The following is a 17,029-nucleotide window of genomic DNA, read 5'->3' as shown; positions in this document are numbered from 1 at the left end:
ATGTACGAGCACTTTTACGGGCTGAGCGAGCGCCCGTTCGCGATCACCCCGAACCCGCGCTTCGTTTTCCTGAGCCGTCGCCACCAGGATGCGCTGGCGCACCTGCTCTACGGTGTTGGCACCGGCGGCAGCGGCGGTTTCGTGCAGTTGACCGGGGAGGTGGGTACGGGCAAGACCACGTTGTGCCGTCTGGTGCTGGAAAAAGTCCCCGAGAATACCCGGGTCGCGCTGATCCTCAACCCCATGCTCAGTCCACCCGAGCTGCTCCGGGCCATCTGCAGCGAGCTGGGCATTGAGGTCGCGGATGCAGGCCAGAGCATGCAGCAGCTGCTCGACAAGCTGTATCGGTACCTGCTCGAACGTCATGCGGCCGGCGAGCGGGTTGTCCTGATTGTTGACGAGGCGCAGAACATGAGCCGGGAGGGGCTGGAGCAGATCCGTCTGCTCACCAACCTGGAAACCGCCACCGACAAGCTGCTGCAGATTCTTCTGCTCGGGCAGCCGGAACTGCGCGAACTGCTGGCGAAACCCGAACTGCGCCAGCTCGCCCAGCGCATTACCGCGCGCTACCATCTCGATCCGCTCAACCGCGACGAAACGGCCGCCTACGTCCTTCACCGTCTGAACGTGGCCGGTGCTTCGCGCTGTCCCTTCAGCGACAAGGCCCTGCGCACGCTGTACGAGGTTTCCGGTGGCGTGCCCCGGCTGATCAACATCATTGCCGACCGCACGCTGCTGGCCGGCTTTGCCCGCGAAAGCGAACGCATCGATCCTGGCCTGGTTCGTTCGGCAGCGCGCGAGGTCTCCGGTGACGACGATCCGGAGACCGGTGGCGGAGGATGGCTTCGGGGGGTCGTCGCCTCGGCGGTCGTGGTCGCCGTGCTGGCCGGCGGTGCCTGGCTGGCCTGGACGCTGACAGAGACACCGCCGAGCGAGAGCGCGGCGGTTCCGCAGCCCGCCTGGCAGGCCGTGCTGGCCGACAGTTCACCGGAATCGGCAGCCGTGGAAGCAGCAGCCGCCTGGCCGGGCCTGAACCGTCGAGGGGTTGCCGAGGCCTGCGCGTCGTCCGAGCCTGTCATCGACGGCGTGGGCTGCGTTTCGCTTCGCGGCAACTGGGCCTATATCCGCCAGATCGGGCTGCCCGCCATTTTGCGTCTCCCGGACGGTTCCGGCGGCCTGGAGCGGCAGGTGCTGCTGGTCGGCATGTTGGGCGAGCAGCTGCTGCTGCGCTACCAGGGCCAGGAGTTGCGGGTGCCTGCTGGCCAGCTCGACCGCTGGTGGCTTGGGGATTTCTACGTCGTGTGGCCGGATACCGGTGCGCTGTTGAGACCCGGACAGTCCGGTTCAGCAGTCGCGCAGATGAAAGACCTGGCCGCGCGATTGGAGACCGGTCGCTGGACCGGCGGGGTCGATGAATCTTATGATGAGGCGTTCACCCGCTGGGTTCAGACATTCCAGCGCCGCAACGGGCTGCGGGACGACGGCATGATCGGCCCGGTCACCCGCCTGTTTCTGAAAGCGCCGCACCTGGACGGTCCGTCGTTAATGCTCGATCTCAACGGAGCCGGCTAAAGACGTGTCCTACATTCTCGACGCTCTGCGCAAGTCCGAAAGCCAGCGCCGATTGGGTCAGCCGCCGGATCTGGACGCCGCCCCCGGTCTGCCCGAGTCCCGTTCAGGCCCCGGCCTGCGGCCGTGGCAGTGGGTCACGACCGCCATTTTGTTGACCCTGGTGGCGGTCGTGGTCGGGCTCTACGGGTTCGGGGCATTCGACTGGCCAAGGTCGGACGAGCCGACGGCGAGGGTCGAACAGGCCGCGCAGGAACCCACGGAAACCGCGTCGCCACAGACCGAGGCCGGCGCCCCGGATTCCGAGTCAGCGTCCGAGGCCGTTGAGGCGTCCGAACAGCCCGAACCGGTTGAGCGCCGCAGAAGAACCGTGGTCGACAGACGCTCGCCTTCGCAGGAACCCGCCACATCGGTGACGCGGCCGGCACCGGCGCGCCCCGGCGCGGTTGCCACGCCGCCCCCGGTGATCCCGGAAGGCGCCAGAGAGCGCCTGGTGACCGATGCCCAGCAGGCCCAGCAATTGATCGAGGCCGAGTCGGAGGCTGCCTTGGCCGCTGAAACCCCGACCGAGCAGGAGGCCACCGCCGAGGCTGTCGCAGACCCGTTGCCGGAGCAATCCTCGGAGCCGTCAGACGAGGATTGGACGCCCGAGCGCACCGAGCATCTGGAGGCCTGGGAGCTGCCGTTTGCCGTCCGCCAGGAGCTGCCGGAACTGAATCTGAGTATTCATGTTTTCAGCGCCGAGCCGTCTGAACGTTTTGTCCTCATCAACGGTGAGCGCCGTCAGGAGGGCGAAAGCCTGGGGGGCGGGGCGCGTCTGGCCGAAATCAGTCGACAAGGTGCGCTCGTCGATTTTCGCGACTACCGTTTTCTGATCAAGCCGTGAGAATGACAGCGTCTCTGGAACGCGCCGCCGCACCGTCCTGGGTCTGGCCCTGGCTGTTGACCGTGATTTCCCTGGCCATGATCTCGGTCAGCGCCGCGTACCTGGGAGGCGAACTGCAAACCTCCGAGCGCTGGCTGACTTTCTGGAGTTTCCAGCCCGCCGACATCATTGCCGCTTTTGGCGATCCGCTGACGCATTCATCGCTGATGGTTCTGGGCGGCCTGTTTTCGGCCTTGCTGCTGCACGTGGACTGGGTCCACCTGCTGGGCAATCTGGCCTACTTCTGGGCCTTTGGCGTCAGCGTGGAAAAAGCGGTGGGCCACTGGCGATTCGCGTTTCTGTTTTTCCTGCTCGGCGGAGCGGCCAACCTTTACGCGGCCTTGCAGCTGCACGAGATCCGGAACCTGCCGGTCATTGGCGCCAGCGGCGGCGTTTCGGCCATCATCGGGGTCTATCTGGGCCTGTTCCCGCGCCGGCGCATGGGGCTGTGGCTGCCGCTGGGCCTGTACCTGCAGTTCGCCCGCGTACCGGCAATCCTGGTCATCGGCTCCTGGTTCACCCTGCAACTGCTCTACAGCGTGTTCGGCCCCGCCTCGCACGGCGTGGCCTGGTCGGCGCACCTGGCCGGCTTTGCCCTGGGGGTAGCAGCGGCCATGCTGCTGCGCATCGCGCCTGGAACCATTCGCCTGGCCTATCGGGATGACTGATGTCCAAGGCCGGCTTCCGCGCGGCCGGCGAGCGTTCTTGACGCTGGCTGAGCCAGTTCGTGTGTGCTAAGGTTCGGCGCTGTTGAATCGCCCGTGGACAGGGTTATGCAAGGAACTGTTCGGCAGCTGGCCCTCGCCGCATTTGTGCTCAGCCCTGCGGCGATGGCAGAAACGGAATCCAGCCAGCAGATCTTTTGGGACAACCTCACGGCGCTGTGCGGCTCGGCTTTCGCCGGTGAAATGACCGGGTTTTCGCGCCCCGCCGACGATGGCTGGCTGGACAAAGACGTGGTCATGCACGTGCGCGAATGCAATGATCAGGAAATCCGCATACCGCTCCATGTCGGCAACGATCGCTCGCGCACCTGGGTGCTGACCCGGCAAGACGACGCCCTGCGACTGAAGCATGACCACCGTCACCAGGACGGCAGCGAAGACGCGGTGACCTGGTATGGCGGCCACACCACGGATGACGGACGCGCCTGGCGCCAGACCTTTCCGGTCGATGCTTTCTCAAAAGCGCTATTTCTCGCCCAGGGGCTGGATGCGTCAGTCGGCAATTTCTGGTCGATGGAAATCCGGCCGGGCGAGCAGTTGTTTGCCTATGAGCTGGTCAGGTCCGGGCGGCGATTCCGCGCCGAGTTTGACCTGAACCGTCCGGTCGAGCCGCCGCCAGCGCCCTGGGGACACGACGACGCGACCGAGTAACGCAGACCTTATCGGGAACTTAGCATGAGCGAAAAAGACAACAATAGCGCCTCTTCACCCAATCCGGACCTGCACAAGGTCTTGCCCGGCAAGCGGACCTGGCTGGAAAGATCGCTGGGCGCGATCGAGACGGTCGGCAACAAGCTGCCGGACCCGGCGGTGTTGTTCTTCCTGCTGATGGTCGTCGTCTGGGTCCTGTCGGCGGTGCTGGCGCCGATCCAGTTCGATGCCGTCCACCCCTCGACCGGCGACGCCATCCAGGTGGTCAACCAATTGTCAGGTGATCAGATGGCGAATTTCCTGGTCAACATGGTCCAGGTGTTCGTCAACTTCGCGCCGCTGGGCATCGTGCTGGTAGCGCTGCTGGGCGTGGGCGTGGCCGAGCACACCGGGTTCATCAACGCCGGACTGCGGCGTCTGCTGGGCTGGACCTCGGTCCGCCTGCTGACGCCGATGCTCATCCTCGTCGCCATCGTTTCGCATACCGCAGCCGATGCCGGTTATGTCGTCGTCATACCGCTGGGCGCGGTGATCTTCTACGCTGCCGGTCGCCACCCGCTGGCGGGGATTGCCGCCGCCTTTGCCGGCGTATCGGGCGGCTTTTCAGCCAACTTCATTCCTTCCGCCATCGACCCGATGCTGGCGGGTATCACCGAGGTCGCCGGCCAGGTGCTGGATCCCGAACTGTATGTCAACCCGCTGGCCAACTGGTTTTTCATGGCTGCGTCCAGCATCATCGTCATCGGGGTCGGCTGGTGGCTGACCGACAAGATCGTCGAACCCCGCCTGATCAAGGACACGCCGGTCGACGGCGATATGTCCGACATGCCGACGATGGAGCCCTTGAGCGCGCACGAAGCGCGCGGTCTGTTCTGGGCCGTCGTGGGTATCGCGCTTGCGCTGATCCTGCTGACCATCGCCGTGCTGCTGCCGGACTCCCCGCTGCGTGATCCCGACCCCGGCCTGGCCTTCCACGAGTCGATCACCTCGTTCGGTGCACCGCTGATGCGCTCGATCGTGCCGCTGATCTTCATTCTGTTCCTCATTCCCGGGATCATCTACGGCTACGTGGCCGGCACCATCGAAAACCACAAAGACATCATCAAGGGCATGACCCGGGCCATGGAGTCGATGGGCTACTACATCGTCATGGCCTTCTTTGCCGCCCAGTTCATCGCCGCCTTCAGCGCCTCCAACCTGGGCATCCTGCTGGCCGTCAACGGGGCCGAGTTCCTGCAGGCGCTCAACCTGCCGGCCCAGATGACCATCGTCGGCATTATCGGCCTGACGATGTTCGTCAACCTGTTCGTCGGTTCTGCCTCGGCCAAGTGGCTGATCATTGCGCCGATCTTCGTGCCCATGCTGATGCAGCTGGGGATTTCGCCGGAGCTGACCCAGGCCGCCTACCGCGTGGGCGATTCCACCTCCAATATCCTCACTCCCTTGCTGCCGTACTTCCCGCTGGTGGTGGTGTTTTGCAAGAAGTACTTCAAGGGCGCCGGCATCGGCACGCTGATTTCCATGATGCTGCCCTACGCGGTCGCGCTGGCGATCATCTGGACGGTGTTCCTGTTGATCTACTGGACGCTCGGAATCCCGCTTGGTCTTCAGGCAAGCTATGTCTACCCTTGAATCTCCGGGGCAGTAAATATCCCGTCGGCTACTCGGTCGACGGACGATAGGCGCGAGCAGGCGCTGCCTGGCCAATCGGAACTGGCTGAGGCCCGGTTGCGCTGGTCAGGTCACTGACCGGCACGAGCTCGATGCCGCTGCCTTCCAGCGCGGGTATCGCTCGGGCCAGGAAGGCCACGGTTTCCCGGTAGGGGTGGCCAATCGCGATGGCCTGGCCATCATCGCGAGCCCGTTCGATCAGCCGCTTCCAGGCCTGAGCGATCGCTTCTGCAGACCGCTCATGGTCCAGGAATACCTGGCGCTGGGCGGTCGCGATGCCGGCGCGGCTCGCTTCCCGGGCCAGCTGCGTGTGCGGCGTGGTCCGGCTGTCGACGACAAACAGCGGCTTGTCGCGGTGCCGGTTGAGCAGAACCAGGCCCTCGATCAGGCGGCGGGTGGATCCGGGATCGGCGGTGAAAAGGCTGCCCTGATGGTTGTTCAAACCGACCGCGTGGGGAACCTGCCGGGCAGCGCGGTCCAGGTGCTGGCGCATGCGCTCGGCCGACCACTCCCGGCGCGGGCAGAGCGCCGTTTCGCAGTCGCCCGATCGGACATGGCTGAGCGGGAGGTGAACCAGCGCTTCGCGTCTCTGGCGGGCCGCCCGCGTGGCCAAATCGGTGGCGCCAGGCCCATCGGGGAGGATGGCAACGGCGATACGCGAATCGAGTGTCAGTACCGCCCGATCCAGATCGGCCTGATAGCCCAGATCGTCGATGATGATCGCGATCCGGGCCGGCGGGCTGGCCGCAGCCGTGGAGACGAATGCGGCGACGACAGTAGCGGCGATTGAAGCAGCAATCTTGGCCGACCACGGAATCGGCACGGTGAAGATGCGGACCGGGACTTTCACGGATCGGTCAACCAGTCCGACGGATCGACGGGCTCGCCGTCGCGCCTGATTTCGAAGTACAGGGCATCGCGATCAGCCCCGCCCGAGCGCCCGACCGAGGCAATGACATCGCCCGGGTTGACCCAGCTGCCCACGTCCTTCAACAGGGTCTCGTTATGGCCATACAGGCTCATGACGCCATCGCCGTGATCGATGATGGCCAGCATGCCATAGCCGCGCAGCCAGTCGGCGTAGGCGACCCTGCCGTGGGCGATGGCGCGGACTTGTGCGCCCGCTGGCGCTTCCATCAGCCAGCCAGCCCAGCGCATTTCGCCGCCGCGCGGATCTCCGAAGCTCTGGACCAGCCGGCCTTCCAGCGGGGGTGCCAGCGTCCCGGCCAGATCGAGGATAGAAGGCACCTCCACGTCCATGGGGACCGCCTTGAGCGCTTGAGCGAGCTCCTCGATGAGCGCTTCGAGTTCTTCGGCGTCGCGGCAAAGTTCATCGATTCGTTCGCTGCCCGAGGCGATACGTTCGTCGATTTCGCGTAACGCGCGGTCGCGCTTGGCGCGCTCTTGCTCGATGCGCGCTGCCGTTTCGATCTGGCTGGCTTCCAGCTCGGCCAGACGGGCCAGCTCCCGCTCCAGGTCGCGCCGATCTTCGATCAGCGATTGCTGCAGGCCCTGCAGGTCCTCGATCAGCGCCAATCGCTGACGCGACAGATGCCCGTGGTAGGCCAGGTGGCGCCGCAGACGTCGAGGATCCTGCTGGTTGAGCAGCAGCTGCAGACCAGACGGGGTGCCTTGGTGGTGGATCAGCCGAAGCTGGGCGGAAAGGCGCTCGCCAATGTCGTCGACCGATGCGCTGGTGCTGTCGATCCGTCCCTCGAGGGTTTCGATGTCCCCAGCGGTCTGGGCCAGGCGACGGCGCGTCTCGTGTCGGGCCTTGCCGGCATCTGCCAGCGCGCGCTCGGCGTCTGCCAGCGCGCGCTGCTGGTTTTCGCGCTGTTCGAGATCGGCATCAATGCGCGCCTGAATGCGTTCGATCTGGGCGCGGAGTTGCGCCAGATCACGTTCCAGTTCGGCGGGGTCCTGCGGTTTTGCCGAAAGGCCGAAGACCGGCAGCAGGGCGGCCAGGAAAACTGCCACGCGCCGGTCATGCCGAAGCATCGAGCAGCGAACGTCCGGTCATCGCCGCCGGCTTTTCCACACCCAGCAGGGCGAGGATGGTGGGGGCGAGATCGCGCAGGCTGCCGTCGCTGATTCCCTCGGGCGGACGCGGACCGTAATACAGCAGCGGGACGGGGTTGAGTGTGTGGGCGGTATGCGGTTGTCCTGTCTCGGGATCGCTCATCTGCTCGACGTTGCCGTGATCGGCGGTGATCAGCATTTCGCCGCCAGCCGAATCGATGGCTTCTCGCACCCCCCCGAGGAGCCGATCGACGGCTTCCACCGCCGAGATGGCGGCGTCCAATCGACCGGAGTGCCCGACCATATCCGGATTGGCGACGTTGCACACGATCAGGTCATGGCGCCGCTCGGTGATGCAGGTGATCAGTTTGCGGGCGAGTTCCGGGGCGCTCATTTCCGGCTGCAGATCGTACGTGGCCACCTTCGGAGAGGGAATCAGCACCCGCTCCTCATCGGCAAACACCTGTTCCTGGCCGCCGTTGAAAAAATAGGTCACGTGGGCGTATTTTTCGGTCTCGGCAATGCGCAGCTGTTTCATGCCGGCACGCGCGACCACCTCGCCCAGCAGATCGGGCAAGGTAACCGGCGGGAAGGCGACATCGCACGGCAAATCGTCCTGGTAACGGGTCATGGTCACCATCGCGGCCAGCGCCGGTCGGGACGCCGGGAACTGGTCGAAGTCCGGATCACAGAAAGCCCGCGTCAGCTGGCGGGCGCGATCAGCCCGGAAGTTGAAAAAGATCACGACATCGCCGTCCCGGATCTCGGCGCCCGAGCCGATCAGGGTCGGCTGGACGAACTCGTCGTCTTCGTTCCTGGCATAGGCGGCGGCCAGCGCCTCGCCGGCGCTGTCGGCCTGGAGGTCGCTGCTCGCTTCCACCATGGCCTGCCAGGCTCGCTCGGTTCGGTCCCAGCGCTGGTCGCGGTCCATGGCGAAGTAGCGGCCCGACACGCTGGCCACGCGCGCACCGTCGATTTTGCCGACCGTCTCTTCGAGGCGGCGTAGCGACGGTTCGGCGCTGCGCGGCGGAGTGTCCCGCCCGTCGAGAAAAGCATGCACGGCAATCGACTTGATGCCGGCCCGATTGCACAGCGCCAGCAGCGCGAACAGGTGCTCTTCGTGGCTGTGCACGCCGCCTGGTGAGACCAGGCCCATCAAGTGGACCGTTCCACCGGTTTCCTCCGCTTTGTCCAGGGCCTGTTGAAACGCCGGGTTGGCTTCGAAATCACCCTCGGCGATGGCCTTGTTGATCCGCGTCAGTTCCTGGTAGACGACGCGACCGGCACCGATATTCATGTGTCCGACTTCGGAATTGCCCATTTGTCCGGCCGGCAGCCCGACATTCTCGCCGGAGGTGTTCAGGAAGCCGTGGGGGCATTGCGCCCAGAGCCGGTCCCAGTTCGGCGTCCGGGCCTCAGAGATGGCGTTGTCCGGGGCTGGGGCGCGATATCCCCAGCCGTCCAGAATAAGCAGCAGCAGCGGAGCAGGGCGGTTCATGATGGTTCCGGATCGTGCGACCAGGCTCGATTATTTCACACACCGGCGTCGGTTGTGCTGGCGCGAGATGGCGGAATCAACGATAATGGGGAGTTTTGACCACAGGCCAGCGACCGGCATGGACCAGTTCATCGAATTCATCGGCAACAACCTGCTTTTGAGCGGACTCTTCGTCGCCGTGGTGCTCGCGTGGGCGGCCTGGGAGGTCGCGCGACTGGGTCGAAAATGGAAAGAGCTTGGAACCCTGGAGGCGGTTCGGCTGATCAACCGCGAAGATCCTTTGATCATCGACGTCTCCAACAGCACGGACTTTGCCAAGGGCCACATCAACGGCGCGCTGCACATGCCGCCGTCACGGATCGAGGCCGGCAACCAGCAGCTGCTCAAGCATAAAGAGCGCCCGGTTCTGGTCTACTGCCAGCGCGGCCAGGTGTCACCACAAATGGCCAACCGCCTGGTCAAGCTGGGTTTTGAGCGGGTCTACGCGCTGACCGGTGGCCTGACCCAGTGGGTCAGCGACAACCAGCCGCTCAGCCGTCAAAAGGACAAGTCCGGCAAAAAGGGCAAGCCGCGCAAGAAGCAGGCTTCGCCTGAAAACGAGCAGGGCTGAGCGCACTTTGCGCTATCCTGCAAACCGATTGATCAACTTTATCGAACCAGAGGAATCACATGGCTGAAGAGACAGCGGGCAATTCCGCCGGCGCCCAGGCGGGAGCCACCGAAAACAGCGGCATGCAGATGGTCATGCAGCATATCTACCTCAAGGACGCTTCCTTCGAGGCCAAGTCGCCGCAGGAACTGGACCAGTCCGGTGGGCAGCCCGACATCAACCTGAACCTGGCGCAGCGCACCGCCAAGGTTGCAGAAGACCGCATGGAAGTCATTCTGACCGTGACCGTGACCGCCAAGCAGGGTGAAAGCACGGCGTTTGTCTGCGAGGTCCAGTACGGCGGTATCTTCCAGTTCGCCAACGTCACCGAAGAGCAGATGCCCTACGTTATCAACGTGCTCTGCCCGAACGTGCTGTTCCCGTACAACCGGGCCCAGATCGGCTCCATGATCACCGCCGGCGGGTTCTATCTGCCGCCGCTGCAGCCGATCAATTTCGAGGCCGTGTTCCGCCAGCGACTGGCAGAATCACAGCAGCAGGCCGAGGGCCAGGCGCCGGCCGAAGACAGCAGCGTCAACTGATCACCGGGATGGACAGCCGGCGGATTGGAATCCTGGGTGCCGGATCGTGGGGCACCGCACTGGGTATGCATCTGTCCCGGCGCGGACACCGCGTCCGCCTCTGGGACATCGATGAAAAGCACGTAGCCGCCGTGCAGGCCGATGGCTGCAACGAGCGTTTCCTGCCCGGGATTGAGTTCCCCGACCGGTTGGACATCAACGCCGACCTCGAACAGGTCTGCCAGGCCAGCCAACAGCTGCTCATCGTCACCCCCTCGCATGCTTTTGTCGAGACGCTGGACCGTATCCGACCCTGGCTGTCGGTCGAATCCGGCCTGGCGTGGGCAACCAAGGGTTTCGAGCCCGGCAGCGCAAGGCTGCTGCACGAGGTCGCGCGCGAGGCGCTGGGCAACGATCTTCCGCTGGCGCTGATCAGCGGACCGTCCTTCGCCCGCGAAGTGGCCCAGGGGCTGCCCACCGCGGTCACGGTTGCGGCTTCCACGCCGGATTTTGGGGCGGCGTGGGCCGAATGGCTGCACGGCGACAACTTCCGCGCCTACTACACGGCCGATCTGCCGGGGGCCGAGTTGGGCGGTGCGCTCAAGAACGTGCTGGCGGTGGCGTGCGGCATTGCTGACGGCCTTGGCCTTGGCGGCAATACGCGGGCGGCGCTGATTACCCGCGGGCTGGCTGAAATGATGCGCCTGGGCAGGGCGCTGGGCGCGAGCCCGCTGACGCTGACCGGCCTGGCGGGCGTCGGTGACCTGGTACTGACCTGTACCGGGGACCTGTCGCGGAATCGTCGGCTTGGCCTGGCGCTGGCCGAGGGCAAGAGCCTGGAGACCGCGGTGGAGGAAATCGGCCAGGTTGTGGAAGCCGTTCGCACCGCTGAAGAGGCCATGCGGCTGGCCCGGCGTCATCACGTGGAAATGCCGATCACCGAGCAGGTTTACGGCATCCTGTTCGAAGGCTGGAGCCCGAGCAAGGGCGTTCGGGTGCTGATGGAACGCGAGCTCAAGTCCGAAACCGAGTAGCCGATCACTAGCCTCTTGGAGTCGGATCGGCGGCGCCGGCAAACGCTTGCTGGCGCCAGGCCTCGTAGAGCACCACAGCGACCGCGTTGGATAGGTTGAGGCTGCGCGCGCCCGGGCACTGGGGGATAAACAGGCGTCTTTCCGGTGGCAGGGCCTGGAGTTCTGCGTCGGGCAGACCTCGCGTTTCGCTGCCAAACAACAGCACGTCGTCCGGCTCGAAATCCCAGCTATCCAGTCGAGACTGCCCGCGCGCACTCAGGGCCACCCACCGCCGATCACCCAGGGCTTCTCGACAGGCCTCCAGGTCGCGATGGCAGCGGTAATCGGTCTGGCCTCGATAATCCATCCCGGCGCGCCTGAGGCTGCGCTCGTCCAGCCGGAAACCCAGGGGTTCGATCAGATGCAAACGCGCCGGTGCGTTGACGCACAGGCGCATGATATTGCCGGTGTTGGGCGGAATTTCGGGCTGGAACAAGACGATATCGAACATGGCCGACAGTGGGAAAACGACACTTGATTCTATTGGCGACTCCGCGTAAGGTACATGACCGCAACACAATATGTTGTGGCTTGCGGCCATATAAAGCACAACAGGTTGTGAACAAGCGCGTTGGCAACCTGTGCATAAGTACAAACTGTTCGTATTAATCAAGAGGTTGTGGCATGAGTGTTTCGGCAGAAGCCTTGACGGCGGCGCTTCCGGAAATCGCGTTTCAGGAAGCATCGCTGGACATCTGGGACAAGAAGTACCGGCTGAAAGCAAAAACGGGGGAAGTTCTCGACACCGAGATCGACGATACGTATCGGCGGGTGGCCCGTGCGCTATCGAGCGTGGAGGCCACGCCTGAACTGCGCGAGCTCTGGTTCCGGGAGTTTCTCTGGGCGCTGCGGCGCGGCGCGATCCCGGCCGGGCGGATTACCTCCAACGCCGGGGCCCAGGCCCACAAGCCGGCGACTTCGACCATCAACTGCACGGTCTCCGGCACCATCGGCGATTCCATGCACGACATCCTCGGCAAGGTCCATGAAGCCGGGCTGACCCTCAAGGCGGGCTGCGGGATCGGCTACGAATTCTCGACCCTGCGGCCCAAGGGCGCCTACGTCTCCGGCGCCGGCGCCCATACCTCCGGGCCGATGTCGTTCATGGACATCTACGACAAGATGTGCTTTACCGTCTCCTCCGCCGGCGGACGCCGCGGGGCGCAGATGGCGACCTTCGACATCTCCCATCCCGACGTGATGGACTTTATTCGCGCCAAGCGTGAAAACGGCGTCCTTCGCCAGTTCAACTGCTCCCTGCTCATCACCGACGATTTCATTCGCGCGGTGCAGGCCGATACCGACTGGCCACTGGCTTTCCCGGTGCTAAAAACCGAAGTTGATGATCTCGATCTCAAGGATCCTGAACAGGTGGTCTGGCGCGACTGGCCGGCCACCGAAGGCTACGTAACCGACGAGGAGGGGCTGGTGGCCTGCAGGGTCTACCGCACCGTGCCGGCGCGGCGGCTGTGGAACATGATTATGACCTCCACCTACGATTTTGCCGAACCCGGCTTCGTTCTGGTCGATCGCATCAATGAGCAGAACAACAACTGGTGGTGCGAGAACATCCGGGCGACCAACCCCTGCGGCGAGCAGCCGCTGCCGCCGTATGGTGCCTGCCTGCTCGGTTCGGTCAATCTGACCCGGTTTGTGGAAGACCCGTTCACCGAGCAGGCACGCTTCAACTGGGACGAATATCGACGCACGGTCAAGATCTTCACCCGCATGCTCGACAACGTCGTCGAGGTCAACGGCCTGCCGTTGCCCGAACAGCAGCGCGAGATCGAGTACAAGCGCCGGCACGGCATGGGCTTTCTCGGTCTCGGCTCCACCCTGACCATGCTGCGCATGCGCTATGGGCAGCCGGACTCGCTAGAGTTCACCGAAAAGGTGGCGCGCGAAATGGCCGTGGCCGGCTGGGAAACCGCACTGGAGCTGGCCGAGGAAAAGGGTCCGGCGCCGATTATGAAAGACGAATTCGAAGTCACCGCCCAGATGCTGCGCCTGCGCCCGGAGATGAAAAAAGACGGCTACAAGCCCGGCGACCGGATACCGGGACGCCTGCTGCATGCCCGCTACAGCCGCTACATGCAGAAGGTGGCCGAAGTCGCACCCGAGCTGGTCGATCGACTGGCCGAAACCGGCGCGCGTTTCAGCCACCACACATCGATCGCTCCGACCGGCACCATTTCGCTGTCGCTGGCCAACAACGCCTCCAACGGCATCGAGCCCAGCTTTGCTCACCACTACAACCGCAACGTGATCCGCGAGGGCCGAAAGAGCAAGGAGAAGGTCAGCGTCTATTCCTATGAGCTGCTGGCTTACAGAACCCTGATCAATCCGGCAGCCATGCCGTATTCCGAAAATCCCGACGAACAACTGCCGGACTACTTCCTGACCGCCGAGACCATCACCCCCCGGGAGCACGTCGCCATCCAGGCCGCGGCCCAGAAATGGATCGATTCCTCCATTTCCAAGACCGCCAACGTGCCCACCGACTACCCGTACGAGGATTTCAAGGACATCTACCTGTTTGCCTGGGAGCAGGGGCTCAAGGGTTGCACGACCTTCCGCTTCAACCCCGAGGCCTTCCAGGGCGTGCTGGTCACCGACAAGGATCTCGAGTCAACGACGTATACCTTCGAGCTCGAAGACGGATCGACCGTAGAGCTCAAGGGACACGAGGAAGTCGAGTATGACGGCGAGCTTCATACGGCGGCCAACCTGTTCGATGCCCTCAAGGAAGGGTATTACGGAAAATTCTAGCTTCAGGCGAGAGAACCATCATGACGGTAAAAATCGACAAGAAAATCGTGGGTTATCAAGTGGGTGATAACAAAAGCCAGAATATGGATGAGGGTGAATCCGCGGCGACTGCACCGCGCAAGGCCGAAATCATCCGCATGCATGAAAAGCTCGAGCGTCCGGAAGGGATGGAATGCCTGGAGGGTGCCACCTACAAGATCCGCACCCCGCTTGACGACCACGCCCTGTACGTGACGATCAACGACATCGTGCTCAACTCCGGCACCGAACACGAGCAGCGGCGACCGTTCGAGATTTTCATCAACTCCAAAAACATGGACCACTTCCAGTGGATCGTGGCCCTGACCCGGGTCATGTCGGCGGTCTTTCGCAAGGGCGGCGACGTGACCTTCCTGTGCGAAGAACTACAGGCCGTGTTCGATCCCAAGGGCGGCTATTTCAAGCCCGGCGGACGCTTCGTGCCCTCGATCGTGGCCGATATCGGAGCGGTGGTCGAGCACCATCTCAAGCGTATCGGCCTGATCGAGCCCGACGAGCTCAGTGAACAGCAGCAGCTGATCCTCGAGCAGAAGCGGGCCGAATACGAAGCGCGAGAACAGCAGGATTCCTCGGCCCCGGCGGCGGAAAAAAAAACCCTGACTGAAGCGGCGGCGCCGGATTCAGCCGAAGCCTCCTATCCGGCTTCGGCTGCCGTCTGCCACAAGTGCAGCACCAAGGCCATGGTGGTGCTGGACGGTTGTCAGACCTGTCTGGCCTGCGGGTATTCCAAGTGCGGCTGAACCTTGCCCGATTGAAAAACGGCGGGCAGGGCAGCGCAATCCCGCTGCCCGCTAGTCGCGAAAATTCTTGAACTGCAGCGGCAGCCCGAGCTCGGCTCCTTTCAACAGCGCGATGACGGCCTGGAGGTCGTCTCGCTTCTTGCCCGACACGCGGACCTCGTCGCCCTGAACGCTGGTCTGCACCTTGAGCTTGGCTGCCTTGATGCGTTTGACGATGTCGCGCGCATCGTCCCGGTCGATCCCCTCGCGGATCAGGACCTGCCGGCTGGCGGTCTTGGCCATGATTTCCGGATCCTGTGGATCGGCGCACTCCAGGTCGATACCGCGTTTTGCGAGCTTTGAATACAGCATGTCCAGCATCTGGTCGAGCTGGAACTCCGACTCGGTCTTGAGCGTAATGAGCTGATTGGCCAGGTCAAAAGAAGACTCGGTTCCCTTGAAATCAAAACGGGTGGCGACTTCCCGATTGGCCTGATCGACGGCGTTGGCCAACTCATGGTGGTCGACCTCCGAAACGATATCGAAACTGGGCATAGAGAGATTCCTGGCGGCTAAGTTGCGTTCCATTCTAGTCGCCCGGCTGCTCCAGACGCGTCTTGCCCCTTGCGACAAAAAAAACGCCCCGGGTCAGCGACCCGGGGCGTTCTACTGCCGGCCTGTAAAGCGGGGCCAGTTCAGATCACCAGCGGCTCCCAGACACCGGCCAGCAGGACCACCGCTCTCAAAAACAGAACGCCGGCCAGGGCCGCGACCGAGGAGACGATCAGTAGCGGCTTCTTCTTTCCGATCAGCAGGCTCAGGCCACCGATCGCCAAGGGCACAAAAATGCCGATGCCGATCACGCCGATCCAGGTCATCAGGGCCAGGTCACCGGAAAACATTCGCGCCGCCCCGATCTGGGCGCCCATCGTGCCAACGGTGAGGCTGATGTGGATGAAGGCCAGCACCGCCAGCAGTTTCATCACGTCCAGCCCCATTCCTAAACGCAGCCCGAACGCAGCTTCCCGCTCGTCGGTCCAGCCCAGGACATAAAACAGCTCGATCAAGGCAACCGTTGCGACGCTGGCGCTGATGACCCAAAGCACCGGAATCAGGGCCGTGTTCCATAACGGCACGCCGGCGGCGGTCGACAGCAGAAAGCCGCTGTAGACAGTGGACCCGAAGCCGGCGAAGGCGAACAGACCGAGGAACAGATTGCTCTTGTTCAACACCGCGGCCCAGCGCAGGAACCAGAAACGCTGCAGGTACGGGATATTGGCAACAACAACGACGGCTGAAAGCACCAGGTGGACCGACAGGATGGCAAAGCCCCAGAACATCCACGACTGAAAGTTGAACGACAACTCCAAAACGGCGTAGAAGATCGTGACCGGGAGATTCCACCAGCGGGTCAAGTGGCTGACCACGAACAGCAGGCCGACGATCAGCGATACAAGAATCGTGATCGCCAGCGGTGCCTTGCGGCTGAAGTAGTAGGCCACGGAGCCCATGCCGGCAATGCCGACAAACCAGAGGAAGATCGCGATCGTCCAGCTCCAGTGGGCGACATCGGCTTGAAGGGTAAGGTCGGCGACATTCATGATGAGCTCTCCACGATGAAGTACTTGGGTTTGGTGCCGGCGGTTTCGAGCAGCACGCGGTTGGGCAGGCGTCGAAGCGTCTGGCTGACGCTGCTGCTCGGATCGTTCAGATCACCGAAGTCGCGCGCATTGGCCGGGCAGGCCTGGACGCAGGCCGGCTGCTGATTGGCCGCCACCAGCTCCAGGCAGGCGCTACCCATGCATTTGTTCGGCAAACCCGTCTCCGGATGCATCCAGCGCACGTTGTACGGGCAGGCTGCGACACAGTAGCTGCAGCCGATGCACAAACGCTCGTCGATGTCGACCAGGCCGTCGGTGGTGTAGTGCACGGCGCCGAACGGGCAGGTGTGCACGCACGGCGCATCCTCGCAGTGCTGGCACTGGTTGAGCATCATCGTGGGCTGTCCCTGCGCATTCTGGCTTTCGATGCGCCGGATGTTGGAGGCCAGGGAGTCCCAGCCTTTTTCCTTGCGATGCATCATTTCCGGGGCATTGGTTGCCGTACAGGCGATGATGCAGGCTCCGCAGGCGGTGCAGTTGGCCTCGTTCCAGACGTGGGCCAGCCGGCGGGTCGGTTCTTGTCCTCTGCGTAAACGCATG

General features: G+C 63.7%; 17 protein-coding genes. 10 read left to right on the top strand and 7 right to left on the bottom strand.

Going from position 1 to position 17,029, the window contains the following annotated elements; genetic code table 11:
- From G3I74_RS03535 to G3I74_RS03515, 5 genes are all read left to right on the top strand, one after another.
- Entirely contained in the window at positions 1-1,572 is a 1,572-nt protein-coding gene (locus G3I74_RS03535) for an AAA family ATPase (RefSeq protein ID WP_164210180.1), read from the top strand.
- A 4-nt stretch (positions 1,573-1,576) separates the two neighbouring features.
- The gene (locus G3I74_RS16170; protein WP_164210179.1) at positions 1,577-2,455 is read left to right on the top strand and encodes a general secretion pathway protein GspB; all 879 of its coding nucleotides are present in this window, start codon (positions 1,577-1,579) and stop codon (positions 2,453-2,455) included.
- 2 nt (positions 2,456-2,457) lie between these two features.
- Positions 2,458-3,162 (top strand): rhomboid family intramembrane serine protease, encoded by a 705-nt coding sequence (locus tag G3I74_RS03525; RefSeq protein WP_164210178.1) that lies wholly within the window; start codon positions 2,458-2,460, stop codon positions 3,160-3,162.
- Between the two features lie 162 nt (positions 3,163-3,324).
- Positions 3,325-3,870, top strand: coding sequence for a hypothetical protein (locus G3I74_RS03520; RefSeq protein ID WP_203594488.1), 546 nt, complete (start codon positions 3,325-3,327; stop codon positions 3,868-3,870).
- Positions 3,871-3,894: 24 nt separating this feature from the next.
- Positions 3,895-5,502 (top strand): AbgT family transporter, encoded by a 1,608-nt coding sequence (locus tag G3I74_RS03515; protein WP_203594487.1) that lies wholly within the window; start codon positions 3,895-3,897, stop codon positions 5,500-5,502.
- A 28-nt stretch (positions 5,503-5,530) separates the two neighbouring features.
- On the opposite strand, the gene G3I74_RS03510 is transcribed toward G3I74_RS03515, so the two are convergent.
- The 3 genes from G3I74_RS03510 to gpmI are packed head-to-tail and all read right to left on the bottom strand — an operon-like array spanning position 5,531 to position 9,058.
- Entirely contained in the window at positions 5,531-6,391 is an 861-nt protein-coding gene (locus G3I74_RS03510; protein ID WP_164210176.1) for a divergent polysaccharide deacetylase family protein, read from the bottom strand.
- Positions 6,388-7,539 (bottom strand): murein hydrolase activator EnvC family protein, encoded by a 1,152-nt coding sequence (locus G3I74_RS03505; protein ID WP_164210175.1) that lies wholly within the window; start codon positions 7,537-7,539, stop codon positions 6,388-6,390. Before G3I74_RS03505 ends, G3I74_RS03510 begins: the two co-directional genes overlap by 4 nt.
- A complete protein-coding gene (gene gpmI, locus G3I74_RS03500) occupies positions 7,526-9,058 on the bottom strand; it encodes a 2,3-bisphosphoglycerate-independent phosphoglycerate mutase (RefSeq protein ID WP_164210174.1) in 1,533 nt (510 codons plus the stop codon). Before gpmI ends, G3I74_RS03505 begins: the two co-directional genes overlap by 14 nt.
- A 118-nt stretch (positions 9,059-9,176) precedes the next feature.
- On the opposite strand from gpmI, the gene G3I74_RS03495 reads away from it, so the two are divergent.
- From G3I74_RS03495 to G3I74_RS03485, 3 genes are read left to right on the top strand one after another with little or no spacing between them, the layout of a single operon-like run.
- Complete coding sequence (locus G3I74_RS03495) at positions 9,177-9,668, top strand: rhodanese-like domain-containing protein (RefSeq protein ID WP_164210173.1); 492 nt, start codon at positions 9,177-9,179, stop codon at positions 9,666-9,668.
- Positions 9,669-9,727: 59 nt separating this feature from the next.
- A complete protein-coding gene (gene secB, locus G3I74_RS03490; RefSeq protein WP_164210172.1) occupies positions 9,728-10,249 on the top strand; it encodes a protein-export chaperone SecB in 522 nt (173 codons plus the stop codon).
- 8 nt (positions 10,250-10,257) lie between these two features.
- Complete coding sequence (locus tag G3I74_RS03485; RefSeq protein WP_164210171.1) at positions 10,258-11,262, top strand: NAD(P)H-dependent glycerol-3-phosphate dehydrogenase; 1,005 nt, start codon at positions 10,258-10,260, stop codon at positions 11,260-11,262.
- A 7-nt stretch (positions 11,263-11,269) separates the two neighbouring features.
- Here G3I74_RS03485 and G3I74_RS03480 read toward each other — a convergent pair whose 3' ends face one another.
- Positions 11,270-11,752, bottom strand: coding sequence for a tRNA (cytidine(34)-2'-O)-methyltransferase (locus G3I74_RS03480; protein ID WP_164210170.1), 483 nt, complete (start codon positions 11,750-11,752; stop codon positions 11,270-11,272).
- A gap of 173 nt (positions 11,753-11,925) precedes the next feature.
- Between G3I74_RS03480 and G3I74_RS03475 the strand changes: the two genes are divergently transcribed.
- Both G3I74_RS03475 and G3I74_RS03470 read left to right on the top strand, forming a co-directional pair.
- Positions 11,926-14,070, top strand: coding sequence for an adenosylcobalamin-dependent ribonucleoside-diphosphate reductase (locus tag G3I74_RS03475; protein ID WP_164210169.1), 2,145 nt, complete (start codon positions 11,926-11,928; stop codon positions 14,068-14,070).
- Positions 14,071-14,090: 20 nt separating this feature from the next.
- Entirely contained in the window at positions 14,091-14,849 is a 759-nt protein-coding gene (locus tag G3I74_RS03470; RefSeq protein ID WP_164210168.1) for a TSCPD domain-containing protein, read from the top strand.
- A 51-nt stretch (positions 14,850-14,900) separates the two neighbouring features.
- Here the strand turns inward: G3I74_RS03470 and G3I74_RS03465 are convergent, their stop codons facing one another.
- The 3 genes from G3I74_RS03465 to G3I74_RS03455 form a co-directional block, all read right to left on the bottom strand.
- Positions 14,901-15,383, bottom strand: a complete 483-nt coding sequence (locus G3I74_RS03465) for a YajQ family cyclic di-GMP-binding protein (protein WP_164210167.1) — start codon at positions 15,381-15,383, stop codon at positions 14,901-14,903.
- 140 nt (positions 15,384-15,523) lie between these two features.
- A complete protein-coding gene (nrfD, locus tag G3I74_RS03460) occupies positions 15,524-16,429 on the bottom strand; it encodes an NrfD/PsrC family molybdoenzyme membrane anchor subunit (RefSeq protein WP_164210166.1) in 906 nt (301 codons plus the stop codon).
- Positions 16,426-17,028, bottom strand: coding sequence for a 4Fe-4S dicluster domain-containing protein (locus G3I74_RS03455; protein WP_164210165.1), 603 nt, complete (start codon positions 17,026-17,028; stop codon positions 16,426-16,428). The genes nrfD and G3I74_RS03455 overlap by 4 nt, the downstream gene beginning before the upstream one ends.
- Position 17,029: the final 1 nt, after the last annotated feature.

It is taken from the genome of Wenzhouxiangella limi, assembly GCF_010499265.1.
GTDB lineage: Bacteria > Pseudomonadota > Gammaproteobacteria > Xanthomonadales > Wenzhouxiangellaceae > Wenzhouxiangella > Wenzhouxiangella limi.
The sequence above is the reverse complement of the archived record's forward strand: the minus strand, read 5'-3'. Positions and strand labels throughout refer to the sequence as shown.